Origin of the sequence: Citrobacter sp. KTE30 (assembly GCF_000398825.1) — a bacterium.
GTDB classification, from domain to species: domain Bacteria; phylum Pseudomonadota; class Gammaproteobacteria; order Enterobacterales; family Enterobacteriaceae; genus Citrobacter; species Citrobacter freundii.
In genome coordinates this window covers 2,912,549-2,929,708 of sequence record NZ_KB976055.1, presented here as the reverse complement: position 1 = coordinate 2,929,708, position 17,160 = coordinate 2,912,549, and the positions used below count along the sequence as shown (strand labels likewise).

Below are 17,160 nucleotides of genomic sequence, written 5' to 3'. Positions count from 1 at the left end.
CAATGTAAAAAGCCCGGAGCAGCGCAACCTGCACCGGGCTTTTTTATCCGCGTTACAACGTTAACGCATGTTCTTTCTCTCCGGGTTTAAATTTCACCTCGCCCAGATCAATACAGGCTACCGGGCAAACGTGACCGCACAATAAACATCCCACACATTTTTCTGTATTGCAGTGCGGTGTACGGGTTTCCTCATTCCATTCCATCGCCTGATGCCCGCCGTCATAGCAGGAGATGTAGCAACGACCACAGCCGACGCATTTATCAAGATGGATGTTCGGATAGACAATGTAGCTACGGTCAAGCTCCTCGGCGGGGATGATATTGGCATTGGCCAGACCCACCATCTCCTCCAGTGAGTCAAACCCTTGATCGGCGAGGTAATGTGACAGCCCGCTGATCATGTCTTCCACAATCCGATATCCATACTGCATGATCCCGGTGGTCACCTGCAGCGTGGCCGCGCCTAACAGTAAAAACTCGGCGGCATCTTCCCAGGTCTCAATTCCTCCAATGCCGCTAATCGGAAAATCCCGCAGTTCAGGGTGCATGCGTAGTTGTTGGATAAATCGCAGGGCGATAGGTTTAACGGCCTTGCCGGAGTAGCCGGAAATACTGGATTTACCGTTGACGACCGGCATCCCGATTTTCCTGTTCAGGTCGATATTAGTGATGGATTTAACCGTATTGATGGTCGCGATACCGTCGGCTCCTCCGCGTTTTGCCGCCAGCGCCACCTCACACATATCACCAATATTTGGTGTCATTTTAGCCAGCATTGGCAGGGACGAACCGCGTTTAACCGCCCTACAGTATTTTTCAACCAGCTCAGGGCTTTGTCCTACATCGCTGCCCATAGCATGCGAGGTCATTTGCGGGCAGGAGAAGTTACACTCGATCATATCTGCACCCGCTTCTTCAACCAGGCGGGCCAGTTCCTGCCATTGCTGCTCATTTTCCCCCATGATCGACGCAATCAGGACCTTATCCGGGTAGTCTTGTTTCAGTCGCCGAATAGCAGCCAGATTCTCCTCCAGCGGATGCTCGGCAATTTGCTCCATGTTTTTGAAGCCAATAAAGCCCGTATCTTCTTTGCTGAGATGGTCAAAGCGCGGGGAGACTTCATTCGCAATAAAGAACCCGATCGTTTTAAAAACAATGCCGCCCCAACCGCTATCATAGGCTTTGGCGCACATTTCATAGCAGTTGCCCACCGGAGAGGAAGAGAGGCAGAACGGGTTGGGAAATTTGACGCCGCAAAAGGTAATAGAAAGATCTTTCGTTAACATGAGCAAGCTCCCTCTAAATAGTGATGAATGGCCTGAGCGGCTTCTTTTCCGGTTTTCACGGCGTAAACGACCGTTTTATCGCCTTCAACAATATCGCCTGCAGCAAACAGAACCGGATCGGCGGTTTGGTAGTTTTGCGTATTGATTAGATTGCGCTGTGGCTTTAACGTGGCGAAATTATCAAGCTGAGCGTGTTGACCGACGGCAAGAATAATGTGCTCGGCTTCTAGCATGAGTTCGCCTGGCAGGCGTACGTGCTTAAAGGTAACTTGATTTCCGCTTACCGCCACGGGCGTGAAACCGTCAATAATCGACACGCCTAATGCCTGGGTGCTGCTGAATTCTTTATCGCTGGCCGGAAAATCAGCCAGTTCTTCACGCGCGACACAGGTGACTGACGGGCAGCCCAGCAGTTTCAACGTACTGGCGACATCCATCGCCACATCGCCACCGCCGATGATCAATACACTTTTGGCGACGGTAATATCGCCGCTGGCTTGTCGGGCGCGTTGCAGAAAATCGACGGCAATTTCAACGTGATTCGCTTTCTCAAAAAGAGGCAATGTTGAGCCGTAAGACATACCTGGGGTAACCAGTACGGCGCGATATTCTGCTTTGAGTTGCTCAACGGAAAGGGCATTGCCGACTTCACAATTGCACTTGATGGTCACGCCCATTTCAACGATACGGGCAATTTCATGATCCAAAACCGAATGTGGCAAACGAAACTCTGGGATGCCATAGCGCAACCAGCCGCCTGGCTGAGCCTGTTTTTCGAAGATGGTTACGTCATAACCAAGATTGCTCAGCGTTACGCTGGCCTGTAATCCTGCCGGACCTGCACCGATAATGGCGACCTTGCCCAGCGTTTTTGTTGCCGGTTGATAGATTTTCATCGCGGTCTGCTGTTCAAAATCGGTAATAAAGCGCTGCAGACGCGCAATATCGATAGGTTTATCAATTCCTGAACGCGTACACCCGCGCTGGCATAATTTTTCGGTTGGGCAAACTCGAGCGCACACCGCACCGAGCGCATTATTTTCGCGGATAGTTTCGGCTGCGCCTTTAAAATTACGGAAATAAATGGAGCGAATAAATTTCCCCGGGTCGGTTTGCGCCGGGCAATCCTGACTACAGGGGGCATCGTGACATAATAAACAGCGGGAAGCCTCTTTTATTGCTAATAATGGGGTAAAAGCAGGCGTGAGCTCATCCAGATAATTTTGTTGTGGCATATTTTCTTCCTTAATGCTTGAGTAAATTAAGGCAAACCGTTAATAACAAAATATAAAAAGTGAAAGGCTATTCTTAAGGCTAAGCACTGCAGGAAGAGTATTCTGTGAAAGGATTCACAAATAGAAGATAGTTTGAGGGAAATGCTGACGGGCAGCATTAATCCCTTATCTTGAAATGGTAACTATTATCAAAATATTAGCTATTCTCAAACGCTAATATAAAGGCAAATGCGTTATCGATAAAAAACTAAGTAAATAACCATACCGAAGGATAAGCACCCGCATCCAGCATAAACCAGTACGTAAGACCAAAATTGCAGCGGCTCTTGATTGCGATAAGCGAAAACCGGTTCGCGCGCATTCTTTTTAATTTTATCTACGGCTCCCGAGCGCCAGCCTTTCCAGGCTTCACGAAAACAAAACACGGGAATGAGCAGAAAGGCCAACACGACGAAAAGGGTTTGTACATCCATGCTTATTTTCCTTGTTTCTTTTGTAATTCGAGCAGTTGTTCAGGCGTGACTGCCGGATATCCCTGTGCATCGTCCGGTACCTGATGCATGGTAGGGATAGGGACCAGTGGGCCTAAAAAGCGGGGTTCACGTTTAAAAATGTAGAGATCGGCAAGTGCGCCAAAACGGGCGCCAAATTCACGTACCCGCACGGTGAGCATATCTTTTGGCGAAGGTACGGCGTAGCACTGGGCCTGGATACCCATATGGAGCGCAATAAACAAGGCACGTTCACAGTGGAATCGCTGGGTAATAATGATGAAATCGTTGGTATCGAACACCTTACGGGTACGCACGATGGAGTCGAGCGTTCGGAACCCGGCGTAATCAAGCACGATGTCAGCGGGATCGACGCCTGCGGCAATCAGATCTTTACGCATCGTCATGGGTTCGTTGTAGCTTTGCTGCGCGTTGTCGCCGCTTAACAGCAGATAGTTTACCTTCCCGCTGTTATAGGCGTTCAATGCGCCCTGAATACGGTAGCGGTAATACTGATTGATGACGCCGGTGCGGTAATACTTCGCCGTGCCCAGAACCACACCTACCTGGCGGTAGGGTAAATCCTGCAGTTCGTCGTAAATGTAGGGAGCAGTCTTCCAGCTCATCCACCGATCGAGTCCAAGCACAGTCAAAAGCAGCAAGCCTAGCAGGACTAACAGGCTGTAAAACACGCGCTTTAACATGCAGAAAACTCGTTATTTGGATGGAATTTCAATCAGGCTACTTTACCCGAAGACGTAGCGCAAGAAACAGCAATCTGATTGAGGGGATTTTAGTCACTGTTGCCCGATGGCGTTACGCCATCGGGCAACAGTGACTTAGTCGAGTAGCACGCGCTCTATATTGTCGCAGCCCAGTGCTTTCAGCGTGGCAGATGTCGCATCCCACTGAATTAACGGCGCATCGGCTTTTTCAGCCAGCACGGCGCGTTGGATATCTGGATAATCATAACCGTTCAGATTCAACAGGTTCAACGCGCCTTGCAGTGGTGGCAGGGTTGGGTTAAAAGCAGCATTTTCAGCATAGCTGCCGCTAAAAATACGACCATCTTTACACTCCAGCGCCACGCCGCTTGGGGATTTGCTGTACGGCATATGACATCTGTTGGCAGCGGTGATTGCTGCCTGGGTTAACGCATCGCCCTGCAGTGCGAAGCCGTGATCCTGATCGTCCATCAGCAGCGTTTTAATCTCCAGATCCTTCGGGCCGAAGGCATCTGGCAGGTAATCGCGTAGTACGTGTGGCGCACGTCCCGGCAGATGAATACGTAAATCCAGTCCGCTGTTTAGTTCATTCATAAACTGGCGACAGTGGCCGCACGGCGTGTAGTTGACGGTGATGGCGGCGAGCCCTTTTTCACCGCGCAGCCAGGCGTGGCTGATAGCGCTTTGCTCGGCATGAACAGTTTGCTGCATGGTCGCGCCCAGGAACTCCATGTTCCCACCGAAGTACCAGTTGCCGCTGATGCCGCGAGAAATAGCCCCAACGTTGAAATTGGACAGTGGAGTACGCGCGCAGGCCGCAGCCAGCGGCAGCAGAGCGAATGCCAGCGCGTCTTCGTCCAGTCCCGATTCGCGTTTCAGCAAAGAGACCTGCTCAGCAGTCAGCATGGCGGGGAAATGCGCATCCGCCAGAACAGGGGCCAGGGCTGATTGCAAGTTATCCGCGAGTTGGGCAAAAGCAGTTTGAAAACGTGGATGCATGGCGATGCCTCATAACAATGTAATGGAATCGTAGTTTACGGACCTGTTATGGCTTTATATGTGATCTAAATCCCATTACATATGCAACTTATGAAACTTAAATGAAAAATGTGCAACGCATCGCAAATAAATAGCTAAAAAATGAAGGTTAACCCACCACCGCCAGAATAATCGGGAACAGGAATGGGGCAACCAACGAGGTGATAATGCCGCAAATAACCAGCGCCAGAGAACTAAACGCGCCTTCCTGGTAGTCCAGTTCTGCACAGCGTGCGGTACCCAGGGCGTGCGACGCGGTGCCCATTGCCAGCCCCCGAGCGGCCTTGGTGCGAATGCGCATCGCATTAAGCAACGTATGACCAAATACTGCCCCGAGGATACCGACAAAAATAACGCATACGGCGCTGATAGCCGGAATGCCGCCAATACTGCCTCCCACGGCCATAGCGATAGGCGTGGTGACCGATTTTGGCATGATAGACGCGGCAATTTGCGGTGATGCGCCCATCAACAAAGCGATTGTTGTACCTGTTACCATTGCCACAACGCTCCCGGCAAAACAGATAGCAATGATTGATTTCCAGCGGGCGCGAATTTGGTGCAGCTGTTCGTATAACGGATAGGCCAGCGCGACCACGGCAGGTTGCAGTAAATCGTTCAGTACTTCGCTGCCTTTGAAATAGTGATCGTAGGGAATGCCGGTCAGCAGCAGAATGGGAATAATCACCACCATGGCAACCAGCAGCGGGTTCAATAGCGGCATTTTAAATCGTGCAGCCAGCTTACGTGCGCCAAAAAATACCGCCAGCGTAAGAGGTAACGACCACCAGATATACGACATCATTCTTTAGACCCTTTTTGCCCAACGATTTTGCGTTCACCGTGCACAATGTGCGAGCTCCAGCTCACCACCAGGAAAACGACCAGCGTACTGATGGTACAGGACACCACTACCGGACCAAATTGTGCGCGGAGCAGGTCAAAGTACTGCATGATCCCCACGCCAATCGGGACAAACAGCAGGGCCATATAACGAATCAGCACGTAGCAGCCAGGGTTAACCCATTTTGCCGGTAACACCTGCAAAGCCAGTAAGACAAACAGAATCAGCATGCCGATAATGCTGCCCGGAATGGTGATAGGAAGTAGCGACGCAAGAAAAATACCTGCGTAGAGGCAGGCATAAATCAGGACGAATGCGCGCAAATATTGCCAGATAACGTTCAGTGCTTTGCTCATAGTTGAAACCCTTGACGAGACTGATTCATCATACAATTAAACTTAAAAACGTGCTACCGATCACATCATGAATTCTAAGCATAGAGGAAATAGATATCTGGAACATCGGGCGATGGCCCTAACTCTCCGCGCTAAGCCTGTGCCAGATAATACAAAAAACGATTCAGGGCGGTAGTAGGTGTTTCGTTGTTGCGCCAGAAGACGCCGACGCTGCCTTTTTGTTCAATCTTCGGCAGATTCAGAATAGCCAGCTGTCCCTGGGCGGCATACCGTTGTGCCAGACGCAAAGAAAGAATAGAGATCATATCGCTACTTTGCAGCAGGTTGGTACTGACGTTGATCGACGCCGATTCAATGATGTTTTCCGGCAACATGACGCCGTTATCAACCAGCGCGTTATCAATGCTTATCCGGATAGGGGTTCCTGTTGGCCAGACAATCCAGCGCCAGTTCGCCAGATCGTGCCAGGTGAGCAAGGGATATTTTGCCAAGGGATGATCGGGACGGGCGACGAAACAGACCGGCTCGGTATACAGCACCTGGTAATTGAGCGGCAACTGAAGCGCCCGGCCACCGACGCGACCGACGACGACATCCACCGAACCCGCGAGCAGATCGTGCAGCAGCGGGGTCATCACTTTCTCTTCGATATTAAGGTTCAGGGTTGGCAACTCTTTGAGCAAACCCAGTATTGCCAGTGAAACGCAGTCGGTCGCCACGGGTGAGCAGCCAATCTTCAGACTTCCCACCAGGCCGCCTTGCTTAAAACGGGCGATTTCATATTGCGAACGTTCCATATCATTGAGCAGGCGTTGGGCATGCTGCAGTAGCAGTTTGCCGCCTTCGGAAGGACGCAAGCCTTTGCTATGACGTTCAAAGAGGGTGATGCCAATCTCATCTTCGAGCTGTGATAACCATTTTGACAACGCTGGCTGGGTGATATTCATCATCCGTGCGACGTGAGTCAGATTTCCCTGTTCGCCCAGCGCGATAAGCGTTTGCAGGTGTTGCAACTTAAGTTTCTGCGCCCAGTTTGCCATTTGCTATAACCTCCAGGTTATGCCTCTGCATGAAAAGCCATTGTACATTTCATCTCCAAACATACAAAGTCGCAACATACCTAAAACAAAACAGACATCTACTCTACCTGCACTGAGGCATTCACTATGACTCATCAACGTGATCTACAAGCACTGATCGATTCCGCTCCCGTCGGTAAGACCCAGTGGCGCGTTATCATTTGCTGTTTTCTGGTCGTCATGCTCGACGGATTTGATACCGCAGCTATTGGCTTTATCGCTCCCGACATTCGTACTCACTGGCAGCTGACTGCCGGCGATCTGGCGCCGTTGTTTGGCGCAGGCCTGTTGGGGCTAACCGCTGGCGCATTGCTCTGCGGCCCATTGTCTGACCGTTTTGGCCGCAAACGGGTGATTGAACTCTGCGTGGCGCTGTTCGGCGCCCTGAGCCTGATTTCGGCTTTTTCTCCCGATCTACAAACGTTGGTTATTTTGCGCTTTCTTACCGGGTTAGGTCTGGGCGGCGCGATGCCAAATACCATCACCATGACGTCAGAGTACCTGCCAGCGCGGCGGCGTGGCGCGCTGGTGACCATGATGTTTTGTGGATTTACCCTGGGGTCGGCGATGGGTGGAATTGTGAGCGCGCAACTGGTGCCGGTCATTGGCTGGCACGGCATTCTGGTGCTGGGAGGCGTTCTACCACTCATGCTGTTTGTGGCTCTGCTGTTTGCGCTTCCAGAATCCCCGCGCTGGCAGGTTCGTCGCCAACTGCCGCAAAACGTGATTGCCAGAACCGTTAGCGCCATCACCCGGGAACGTTATGACACTACCCATTTTTATCTCAACGAGGGCACCGCGATTGCTAAAGGAAGCATTCGCCAGCTGTTCGTCGGGCGACAGCTGCCTATTACCCTGATGCTATGGGTAGTGTTCTTTATGAGCTTGCTGATTATTTATCTGCTCTCCAGTTGGATGCCAACGCTGTTAAACCATCGTGGAATTGATCTGCAGCATGCCTCATGGGTAACTGCCGCCTTCCAGATTGGAGGAACGCTGGGGGCGCTGGCGCTGGGCGTGCTGATGGATAAATACAATCCTTTCCGCGTGCTGGCCGTGAGTTATGCACTGGGCGCAGTGTGCATCGTCATGATTGGCCTGAGCGAGAACGGTCTGTGGTTGATGGCTCTGGCTATTTTTGGCACCGGCATTGGTATCAGCGGTTCTCAGGTTGGTCTAAATGCGTTAACCGCCACGCTATATCCGACACAAAGCCGGGCGACGGGCGTCAGCTGGTCTAATGCGGTGGGGCGCTGCGGCGCGATTGTCGGCTCGCTTTCTGGCGGCGTGATGATGGCGATGAATTTCTCATTCGATAACCTGTTTTTCATTATTGCCGTCCCGGCGGCCATCAGCGCGGTGATGCTTACGCTGCTGACGGTTGTTATCCGCCAGTCGGCCTCTGCCTCAAATACTCTGCCTCGCGCAGGTGTTGTGAATGAATAAGGAGAATCCCTATGTCTGAACTGAATCAGGATGTTAAGAACAGCCGTCAGCAGTTTTACCAGCATATTTCCGGGCAGAATCTGACCCCGCTGTGGGAGTCGCTGCACCGCCTGGTGCCGCCAACACCGAACGCACATTGCGCGCCTGCGTACTGGAACTATCAGGAGATCCGCCCTCTGCTGTTAGAAAGTGGCGATCTGATTGGCGCGAAAGAGGCGATTCGCCGCGTGCTGGTGCTGGAAAACCCAATGTTGCGCGGACAGTCTTCAATCACCCCAACGCTGTACGCAGGATTGCAGTTAATTATGCCGGGCGAGGTTGCGCCGAGTCACCGCCACAACCAGTCTGCGCTGCGCTTTATTGTCGAAGGGAAAGGGGCATTTACCGCTGTGGATGGCGAGCGCACCCAGATGCATGAAGGCGATTTTATTCTGACGCCGCAGTGGCGCTGGCACGATCACGGCAACCCGGGCAGTGAACCGGTGGTGTGGCTGGACGGTCTGGATCTGCCGTTGGTGAACCTGCTGGGCTGCGGCTTTGCGGAAGACTACCCGGAAGATCAGCAGCCGGTCACGCGCCAGGAAGGGGATTACTTACCGCGCTACGCGGCCAATATGCTGCCGCTGCGCCATCAGAAGGGTAACTCATCGCCGATTTTTAACTATCGCTACGATCGCAGCCGTGAAGCGCTACATGACCTGACCCGTATGGGCGACGCCGATGAGTGGGACGGTTACAAGATGCGTTACGTCAACCCGGTAACCGGCGGTTATCCCATGCCTTCGATGGGAACCTTCCTGCAACTGTTGCCGCAGGGCTTTTCCTCACGAATGGCGCGTACCACTGACAGCACTATCTATCACGTGGTGGAAGGAAGTGGGCAGGTCACCATCGGTAACGAGACCTTCAACTTTTCGCCAAAAGATATTTTTGTGGTGCCGACCTGGCACGGCGTGTCGTTCCAGACCCACGAAGATACCGTCTTATTCAGTTTTTCGGACAGACCGGTTCAGGAAGCGCTGGGGCTGTTCCGTGAAGCACGCTATTAATTTGGGAGAGAGAAAATGACGCAATATGTATTCGAACCACAAGCGCCTGTTACCGTTCCGGTGGTTGGTAGTGATGAACAATTTCCCGTACGCCGCGTTTATTGTGTGGGCCGTAACTATGCCGCTCATGCGCGTGAAATGGGCTTTGATCCGGATCGCGAACCCCCGTTCTTCTTCTGTAAACCTGCTGATGCGATAGTCCCGGTGGCAGCTGGTCAGATCCTTGAACTGCCGTACCCATCGCAGACCGATAACTATCACTATGAGATAGAGCTGGTGGTGGCGATTGGTAAAAAGGGCAGCGATATTCCGCTGGAAAAAGCGCACGAATATATCTGGGGCTATGCCACCGGTCTGGATATGACCCGCCGTGACCGGCAGATGGAGATGCGTCAGATGGGGCGTCCATGGGAAATCGGCAAAGCGTTTGATCTCTCCGCGCCCATCGCGCCGTTGCATAAAGCCAGCGAAAGTGTGGATGTTAACCATGCGCCAATCTGGTTGCAGGTCAACGGCGACGATCACCAGCGTAGCGATATTCGCCACCTCATCTGGTCTGTGAATGAAACCATCAGCTATCTGTCAGGCTTTTTCGAACTGCAGCCAGGCGATCTGATCTACACCGGTACACCCGAAGGCGTAGGGGCGGTAGTGAAAGGGGATGTGATCACCGGAAACGTAGACGGTTTAACCCCCATCGCCGTGAAGATTGTCTGAGGTGGATAATGAAGCTGTACAGTTTCTTTAATAGCTCCGCGTCATATCGTGTACGCATTGCGCTGGCGCTGAAGGGGCTCGATTACCAGACGGTGGGCGTCAATATTCGCATTGGTCAGCAGAACGAACTGGCATACCGGCGGATGAACCCGTTGGGGCTGGTGCCAACGCTGGTCACCGATGATGGCGAATCGCTCGGACAGTCTCTGGCGATAACCGACTGGCTGGATGGCCACTTTCCGCAGTCGCCGCTGCTGCCTGCTGACTTCCCGACGCGCAGTAAGGTGCTGGAAATTGTTTATGCCATCGCCTGTGATATCCACCCCGTGAATAACATGCGGGTGCTGCGCTACCTGAGCGAAGAGTTAAAGGTCAGTGAAGAAGATAAAAAACGCTGGTATGCGCACTGGATCCAGCAAGGGTTAAGCGCGGTGGAACAAATGCTGCGCCAGAGTCACTCGGGGACGTTTTGCGTGGGGGACGCACCGACGCTGGCGGATTGTTGTCTGATCCCGCAGTGGGCAAACGCGTTGCGGATGGGTTGCGATCTGAGCGGATATCCGCGCTGTCAGGCGGTATATGATGCCTGTACTCAACTTCCGGCGTTTATCGCCGCCGCGCCCGAGAATCAACAAGACAAAATTCCAGCCTGATAAGGAGAACGACAATGGCTAAAGTGACACGCGCAATTATCGTGGGTGGCGGGATTGGCGGCGCGGCGACCGCGCTATCGCTGGCCCGTCAGGGCATTAAAGTGATGTTGCTGGAGAAAGCGCACGAGATTGGTGAAATTGGCGCAGGTATTCAGCTCGGGCCGAATGCATTCTCTGCTCTGGACAGCCTTGGTGTGGGGGAAGTTGCCCGTCAACGCGCCGTTTTTACCGACCACATCACGATGATGGATGCGGTAAATGCGAAAGAGGTAGTACGGATTGAAACCGGGCAGGCGTTCCGCGATCACTTTGGCGGTCCTTATGCGGTTATCCATCGAGTTGATATTCACGCCAGCGTTTGGGAAGCGGCGCTGGTGCATCCTAACGTTGAGTATCGCACGTCAACTAACGTGGTTGATATTCGCCAGACAGAGAATGACGTGACGGTATTTGACGAGCACGGCAACAACTGGACGGCGGATATTCTGGTGGGCTGTGACGGTGTAAAATCGGTTGTTCGTCAGTCTCTGATTGGCGATGCTCCACGGGTTACCGGGCACGTGGTCTATCGCGCCGTGATTGATTGCGATGATATGCCGGAAGATTTGCGCATTAACGCGCCGGTATTGTGGGCCGGACCGCATTGTCATCTGGTACACTATCCACTGCGCGGCGGCAAACAGTACAACCTGGTGGTGACCTTCCACAGTCGTCAGCAGGAGGAGTGGGGGGTGAAGGATGGTAGCAAAGAGGAAGTGCTCTCCTATTTTGCGGGTATTCATCCACGCCCCCGTCAGATGCTGGATAAACCGACGTCATGGCGGCGCTGGTCAACCGCCGATCGTGAGCCGGTAGAGAAATGGGGAACCGACCGCATCACGCTGGTGGGAGATGCCGCGCACCCGGTGGCGCAATATATGGCGCAAGGAGCCTGTATGGCGCTGGAAGATGCTGTCACGCTAGGTAAAGCGTTACAGCAGTGTGACGGCGATGCGGCTGATGCCTTTGCGCTGTATGAGTCGGTGCGTATTCCGCGTACCGCACGCATCGTCTGGTCAACGCGCGAAATGGGACGCGTCTACCATGCCGCAGGCGTCGAGCGTCAGGTGCGTAATCTGTTGTGGAAAGACAAATCGCAGGCGGAATTTTATCGCGGTATGGAATGGTTATACGGCTGGAAAGAAGATAACTGCCTGCTACCACGCTGAGCCTCTTTAATCTCCCGAACGGAGGCGCTACCATAGCGCCTCTTTTTTTACGGGTGACGATATGCGTGTTTTACTGGCGCCGATGGAAGGCGTGCTCGACTCACTGGTGCGCGAGCTGCTGACTGAAGTGAATGATTACGATCTGTGCATCACCGAGTTTGTGCGCGTGGTGGATCAGCTCCTGCCGGCAAAAGTATTTCATCGACTCTGCCCGGAACTGCATAACAACAGCCGGACGCCATCCGGCACGTTGGTTCGCATTCAGCTGTTGGGGCAGTACCCGCAATGGCTGGCGGAGAATGCCGCGCGTGCGGTAGAACTGGGATCGTACGGTGTCGATCTGAACTGTGGTTGTCCGTCGAAGCTGGTGAATGGCAGCGGCGGTGGCGCAACGTTACTGAAAGATCCTGAGCTTATCTACCGGGGCGCAAAAGCTATGCGCGAGGCGGTCCCGGCTCATCTCCCGGTGACGGTGAAAGTGCGTCTGGGCTGGGATAACAGCGATCGGCAGTTTGAAATTGCCGATGCCGTGCAGCAGGCTGGCGCCAGCGAACTGGCGGTGCATGGTCGAACCAAGGAACAGGGCTATAAGGCAGAACATATTAACTGGCAGGCGATTGGCGAGATCCGCCAGCGACTGACTATTCCGGTTATCGCGAATGGCGAAATCTGGGACTGGCAGAGCGCCCAGGATTGTATGGCCATCAGCGGATGCGATGCGGTGATGATCGGACGTGGCGCATTAAATATTCCAAACCTGAGCCGCGTGGTGAAATACAACGAGCCGCGTATGCCGTGGCCTGATGTCGTGACGCTGTTGCAAAAATATACCCGTCTTGAAAAGCAGGGGGACACCGGGCTGTATCATGTAGCGCGGATTAAGCAGTGGTTAGGGTATCTGCGAAAAGAATATTCAGAGGCAACCGCGCTGTTTCAGGAAATTCGTGCGTTAAACAATTCGCCGGATATCGCGCGTGCGATTCAGGCTATTACCCTTTGAACACAGCTGATGCGCCAGACCGGATTAAATGCTAATGCCTTATCCGGACTGGCTGATAGGCAGCAATATCAAAAAATCATCTTAAACACGCCTGTTACCACCAACAGTCCAATCAGAAAAATAATCAGAATAACCCACAGCAGAATTTTCATTAACTTTCCTTTTTTTGGTAAGTTCAGATTGAGTATAGGAAAGTATTAATCATTCTGCCTGGAGGCGCTGTTATGCTGGTTTACGTGCGCTGAGCAGAAACACCATCGGCCGCTCTTTTTCTTCATCTAACGCTGGGTTTTCAGCAATCTGTTGCGCGGAAGGTCCCCACTCATCGACACAAACGATGTCGAATCCGGCCCCAATCAGCGCATTAATCCAGGTCGCCAGCTTACGATGCTGTTTTTTGACGCCCTCAGCAAACCAGTTACTGATGCGCTCACCTTCCTGCTGATAATGATTAATCGGCCAGGAGAGTTGCCCGGTTTTATCTTTGATCCAGCCCTGGTTAAGCGGTGCGGTATAAATTGGATGCTCAGCAGAGAAAACCAACATGCCTCCCGGTGTTAATGACTGGTAAATGGTTACGAATAATCGTTCTATATCGTGCAAATAGTGCAGGGCAAGCGAGCTATAAACCAGATCAAAGGAATTTGGGGGCAAGGTAAGCGTTTCGAGATCTTCACGCTGATAAACGATGCCATTACCCTGCGTCATACTGTGCGCCTGAGTTAACATTTTTTGTGAAATATCCAGTCCCACTACACTGGCAGCCTGATTATCGCGTGCGTAGCGGCAAAACCAGCCATATCCACAGCCCAAATCAAGAATGTTTTTGCCTTGAAGAGAGGGGAGCATCGCTTGTATTGTCGGCCATTCTGGCGCGCCGTCGAGCCCCTTTACTGAACGATCCAGCGTGGCATATCCGGCAAAGAACTCAGGATCGTCATAGATATTCTGTGACATAAAATCTCCATCCATTAATTATTAAAACTATTTAACCTATATTATTCGCGAGGTGTATATTTTTCTGATTTTATATTTTTATTGCCAAAGATGTATTGCCACGCGTAACTAAAAAAGCAAAAGCGACAAGTCGTAATCTCTGCACATCTTTTCTTACCTGTATATCTCCATGAATCGTAATTCTGTGTTTATCACCACGGCATTGTTGCCGCTTTTTGTTCTGATGACAGACTGTGCGCCTATGCATGATGACCGCCAGTCTCTGTCACAGCAGACCCCTGCTGCGAATGTCGATACCACATTGCCTGCCGCGTTAAAAAATGGCTGGCCGGACAGCCAGTGGTGGAGGGCATATCACGACCCACAACTTAATGCGTTGATTGACAGCACGTTGCGAAATTCTCCTGATATGCAGGTAGCGGAACAGCGCATTCAACTGGCGGAGGCGCAAGCTAAGGCTGTGGAAGCACAGGATGGCCCGGAGATCGACTTCTCCGCAGACGTTGAGCGTCAGAGAATGTCAGCTGAGGGGCTGATGGGACCGTTTGCCATTACCGATCCGGCCGCCGGAACAACAGGACCGTGGTACACCAACGGAACCTTTGGTTTAACTGCTGGCTGGAATCTGGATCTGTGGGGTAAAAATCGGGCTGAAGTGACGGCGCGCATTGGGGCCGTTAAGGCACGTGAGGCTGAGCGCGAGCAAACCCGGCAGTTGCTGGCGAGCGGTGTCTCCCGCCTTTACTGGGAATGGCAGACGCAGGCGGCGCTGAAAACTGTACTGACGCAAATCGAAAACGAGCAGCAAAATGTGATAACCGTCGATCGTCAGCTGTATCAAAACGGTCTAACTTCTTCAGTGGAAGGCGTTGAAACTGATATTGATTCCAGCAAAACAGAGCAGCAGTTGAATGATGTCAGCGGTAAAATGAAGGTGATTGAAGCACGGCTGAGCGCGCTGACCAATGCCCAGTCCACTGCCCTGAAGCTCCATTCGACCCCACTGCCCGCGGTCGAAAGCCAGCTCCCGTCACAATTGGGTTACTCGCTACTGGCCCGTCGCCCGGATTTACAGGCGGCGCACTGGTACATTGAATCATCGCTGAGCAGCATTGATGCGGCGAAAGCGGCGTTTTATCCCGATGTGAATCTGATGGCATTTTTACAACAGGATGCGTTACATCTGAGTGACCTGTTCCGCCATTCCGCGCAGCAAATGGGCGTAACCGCCGGGCTGACACTGCCTATCTTTGACAGAGGCAGGCTGAACGCGAATCTCGATATTACGAAAGCGCAAAGCAATCTGACGGTGGCGAATTACAACAAAGCGGTGGTGGATGCGGTGAATGACGTGGCACGTGCCGCATCGCAGGTAGAAACATTAGCGCAGAAAAATCAGCATCAGCAGCAGATTGAACATGACGCTCAGCGCGTAGTGGGGCTGGCTCAGGCACGCTTTAATGCGGGTATTATTGCGGGCTCCAGGGTCAGCGAGGCAAAGATCCCGGCATTACGTGAGCAGTGCAACGGTCTGCTTTTGCAAGGCCAATGGCTGGATGCCTCAATTCAGTTGACCAGTGCGCTGGGCGGCGGTTATCACGCGTCCTGATTAATCGGCCCGACGGTGTTCCGCTGTCGGGCCATCTTCATTGCGCTTTACGCGTGCTTCGCCGTTTCATCCACCAGCGGACGCCCGCGACAATCCCGATAACCAGCACCAGCCAGATGCCATGCTTGATATGCTGGTCAAGGCTGTGCAGCCACGGCGCTATCACTTCACCACCGATGTAGCCCAGAGTAGTAAATAACGATGCCCAGACAAACGCGCCAAGAATATTTAGCGGTAAAAAGATCTTCGGCGGCAGGTGACTGGCGCCAATCAGTAAGGGACCAATAACGCGAAAGCCGTACATAAAGCGCGTACCGACCACAAACAGGTAAGGACGTCGCTGGATCATCTTCTGTGCGTAATCAATTTTCGCCTGGTGGCGCGAGAAACGCTGCAAAATTTTGCCGCCAAAACGACGTCCGAGTAAATAAAGCAACTGATCGCCAATCATCCCGCCCAGCGCGACCGAGAGTACCACCAGGGGAAATTTCAGGACGCCCTGATGCGCCGCAACGCCGCCTAACAGGGTAATGGTTTCGCCTTCCGCCAGACTGCCGATGATTAACGCAGCATAGCCGTATTGCGCAACATAATGATTTATATCCATACGATTGTATGACCTCCACTGCTAATAGCATACACCCTATGATTATTTGATGCCGGAAAAGCCGCGTAGTAGCGCTTAAGGTCGCTCAGCTCTCCAATGCCTGATGGCGCTTCGCTTATCATGCCTACGCCTGAACAAACTTTTTACCCGGCGCTTCGGTATTTTTTCTGTGTACATAAAATAATCAAAAGCTGAATTATACTTGAAGTGTTGAGGTCCGGAGCTGACAACAAGGGGGCGGTATGAACCATGTCTGGGGGCTGTTTTCCCATCCCGATCGTGAAATGCACGTGATCAACAGCGAAAACGAAAGCGTTTCGCATCACTATACCCACCATGTACTGCTGATGGCGGCAATCCCGGTGGTTTGCGCATTTATCGGCACCACGCAAATCGGCTGGAATTTTGGCGATGGCAATATTCTGAAGCTATCTCTGTTGACCGGATTTGCGATGGCAATTCTGTTTTACGGGGTGATGCTGGCGGGCGTCGCCGTTATGGGGCGGGTTATCTGGTGGATGGCGCGTAATTACCCGCAGCGCCCGTCGCTGGCGCATTGTATGGTTTTTGCAGGATATGTCGCGACGCCTCTGTTTTTAAGCGGACTGGTCGCACTTTATCCGCTGGTCTGGCTGTGCGCATTGGTGGGGACCATCGCGTTGTTTTACACCGGCTATTTACTTTATCTCGGTATACCTACGTTCCTGAATATCACACGCGAGGAAGGGTTAAGTTTTTCCAGTTCGACGCTGGCGATCGGTGTGCTGGTACTGGAAGTTCTGCTGGCTATTACGGTAATTCTGTGGGGTTACGGCTACCGATTATTCTGACGGATAAACCTGTCTGCGCTGCGTTGTT

General features: G+C 52.5%; 18 protein-coding genes. 8 read left to right on the top strand and 10 right to left on the bottom strand.

Translation table 11 applies throughout. The features are described from left to right. Positions 1 to 52: 52 nt before the first annotated feature. From preA to WC1_RS09035, 8 genes are all read right to left on the bottom strand, one after another. The gene (preA, locus tag WC1_RS09000) at positions 53 to 1,288 is read right to left on the bottom strand and encodes an NAD-dependent dihydropyrimidine dehydrogenase subunit PreA (RefSeq protein WP_016150653.1); all 1,236 of its coding nucleotides are present in this window, start codon (positions 1,286 to 1,288) and stop codon (positions 53 to 55) included. Beyond that, complete coding sequence (locus tag WC1_RS09005; RefSeq protein WP_016150652.1) at positions 1,282 to 2,523, bottom strand: NAD(P)-dependent oxidoreductase; 1,242 nt, start codon at positions 2,521 to 2,523, stop codon at positions 1,282 to 1,284. The genes preA and WC1_RS09005 overlap by 7 nt, the downstream gene beginning before the upstream one ends. Positions 2,524 to 2,756: 233 nt before the next feature. Continuing rightward, positions 2,757 to 2,996, bottom strand: coding sequence for a DUF2542 family protein (locus WC1_RS09010; protein WP_003027385.1), 240 nt, complete (start codon positions 2,994 to 2,996; stop codon positions 2,757 to 2,759). Between the two features lie 2 nt (positions 2,997 to 2,998). After that, entirely contained in the window at positions 2,999 to 3,718 is a 720-nt protein-coding gene (gene sanA / locus WC1_RS09015) for an outer membrane permeability protein SanA (RefSeq protein WP_003027383.1), read from the bottom strand. A 135-nt stretch (positions 3,719 to 3,853) separates the two neighbouring features. Then, positions 3,854 to 4,738: a cytidine deaminase gene (gene cdd, locus WC1_RS09020; protein ID WP_003027381.1), complete on the bottom strand. Its 885-nt coding sequence runs from the start codon at positions 4,736 to 4,738 to the stop codon at positions 3,854 to 3,856. A gap of 148 nt (positions 4,739 to 4,886) precedes the next feature. Next, positions 4,887 to 5,582, bottom strand: a complete 696-nt coding sequence (locus WC1_RS09025) for a CidB/LrgB family autolysis modulator (RefSeq protein ID WP_003027380.1) — start codon at positions 5,580 to 5,582, stop codon at positions 4,887 to 4,889. Then, positions 5,579 to 5,977 carry a CidA/LrgA family protein gene (locus WC1_RS09030; protein WP_003027379.1) on the bottom strand — a complete coding sequence of 133 codons (399 nt, stop codon included), beginning with the start codon at positions 5,975 to 5,977 and terminating at the stop codon, positions 5,579 to 5,581. The genes WC1_RS09025 and WC1_RS09030 overlap by 4 nt, the downstream gene beginning before the upstream one ends. A gap of 131 nt (positions 5,978 to 6,108) precedes the next feature. Continuing rightward, entirely contained in the window at positions 6,109 to 7,017 is a 909-nt protein-coding gene (locus WC1_RS09035; RefSeq protein ID WP_003840122.1) for a LysR substrate-binding domain-containing protein, read from the bottom strand. A gap of 126 nt (positions 7,018 to 7,143) precedes the next feature. On the opposite strand from WC1_RS09035, the gene WC1_RS09040 reads away from it, so the two are divergent. From WC1_RS09040 to dusC, 6 genes are all read left to right on the top strand, one after another. Beyond that, positions 7,144 to 8,502, top strand: a complete 1,359-nt coding sequence (locus WC1_RS09040) for a 3-hydroxybenzoate transporter MhbT (RefSeq protein ID WP_003027377.1) — start codon at positions 7,144 to 7,146, stop codon at positions 8,500 to 8,502. A gap of 11 nt (positions 8,503 to 8,513) precedes the next feature. Further along, on the top strand, positions 8,514 to 9,551 hold the full coding sequence (gtdA, locus tag WC1_RS09045; protein ID WP_003840127.1) for a gentisate 1,2-dioxygenase: 1,038 nt from the start codon (positions 8,514 to 8,516) through the stop codon (positions 9,549 to 9,551). Positions 9,552 to 9,566: 15 nt separating this feature from the next. Further along, positions 9,567 to 10,268 carry a fumarylacetoacetate hydrolase family protein gene (locus tag WC1_RS09050; RefSeq protein WP_016150651.1) on the top strand — a complete coding sequence of 234 codons (702 nt, stop codon included), beginning with the start codon at positions 9,567 to 9,569 and terminating at the stop codon, positions 10,266 to 10,268. An 8-nt stretch (positions 10,269 to 10,276) separates the two neighbouring features. Next, entirely contained in the window at positions 10,277 to 10,921 is a 645-nt protein-coding gene (gene maiA, locus WC1_RS09055; protein ID WP_016150650.1) for a maleylacetoacetate isomerase, read from the top strand. Positions 10,922 to 10,935: 14 nt separating this feature from the next. Next, positions 10,936 to 12,129, top strand: coding sequence for a 3-hydroxybenzoate 6-monooxygenase (locus tag WC1_RS09060; protein ID WP_003840133.1), 1,194 nt, complete (start codon positions 10,936 to 10,938; stop codon positions 12,127 to 12,129). Between the two features lie 61 nt (positions 12,130 to 12,190). Next, positions 12,191 to 13,129, top strand: a complete 939-nt coding sequence (gene dusC, locus WC1_RS09065) for a tRNA dihydrouridine(16) synthase DusC (RefSeq protein WP_016150649.1) — start codon at positions 12,191 to 12,193, stop codon at positions 13,127 to 13,129. Between the two features lie 222 nt (positions 13,130 to 13,351). Here the strand turns inward: dusC and WC1_RS09070 are convergent, their stop codons facing one another. After that, complete coding sequence (locus tag WC1_RS09070; protein WP_016150648.1) at positions 13,352 to 14,086, bottom strand: class I SAM-dependent methyltransferase; 735 nt, start codon at positions 14,084 to 14,086, stop codon at positions 13,352 to 13,354. Between the two features lie 169 nt (positions 14,087 to 14,255). Here WC1_RS09070 and mdtQ point away from each other — a divergent pair, with 169 nt between their 5' ends. After that, positions 14,256 to 15,695 (top strand): multidrug resistance outer membrane protein MdtQ, encoded by a 1,440-nt coding sequence (gene mdtQ / locus WC1_RS09075; RefSeq protein ID WP_016150647.1) that lies wholly within the window; start codon positions 14,256 to 14,258, stop codon positions 15,693 to 15,695. A gap of 37 nt (positions 15,696 to 15,732) precedes the next feature. On the opposite strand, the gene WC1_RS09080 is transcribed toward mdtQ, so the two are convergent. Further along, positions 15,733 to 16,302, bottom strand: coding sequence for a DedA family protein (locus WC1_RS09080; RefSeq protein WP_016150646.1), 570 nt, complete (start codon positions 16,300 to 16,302; stop codon positions 15,733 to 15,735). 242 nt (positions 16,303 to 16,544) lie between these two features. Between WC1_RS09080 and WC1_RS09085 the strand changes: the two genes are divergently transcribed. Beyond that, positions 16,545 to 17,132, top strand: a complete 588-nt coding sequence (locus WC1_RS09085) for a Yip1 family protein (protein WP_003840142.1) — start codon at positions 16,545 to 16,547, stop codon at positions 17,130 to 17,132. Positions 17,133 to 17,160: the final 28 nt, after the last annotated feature.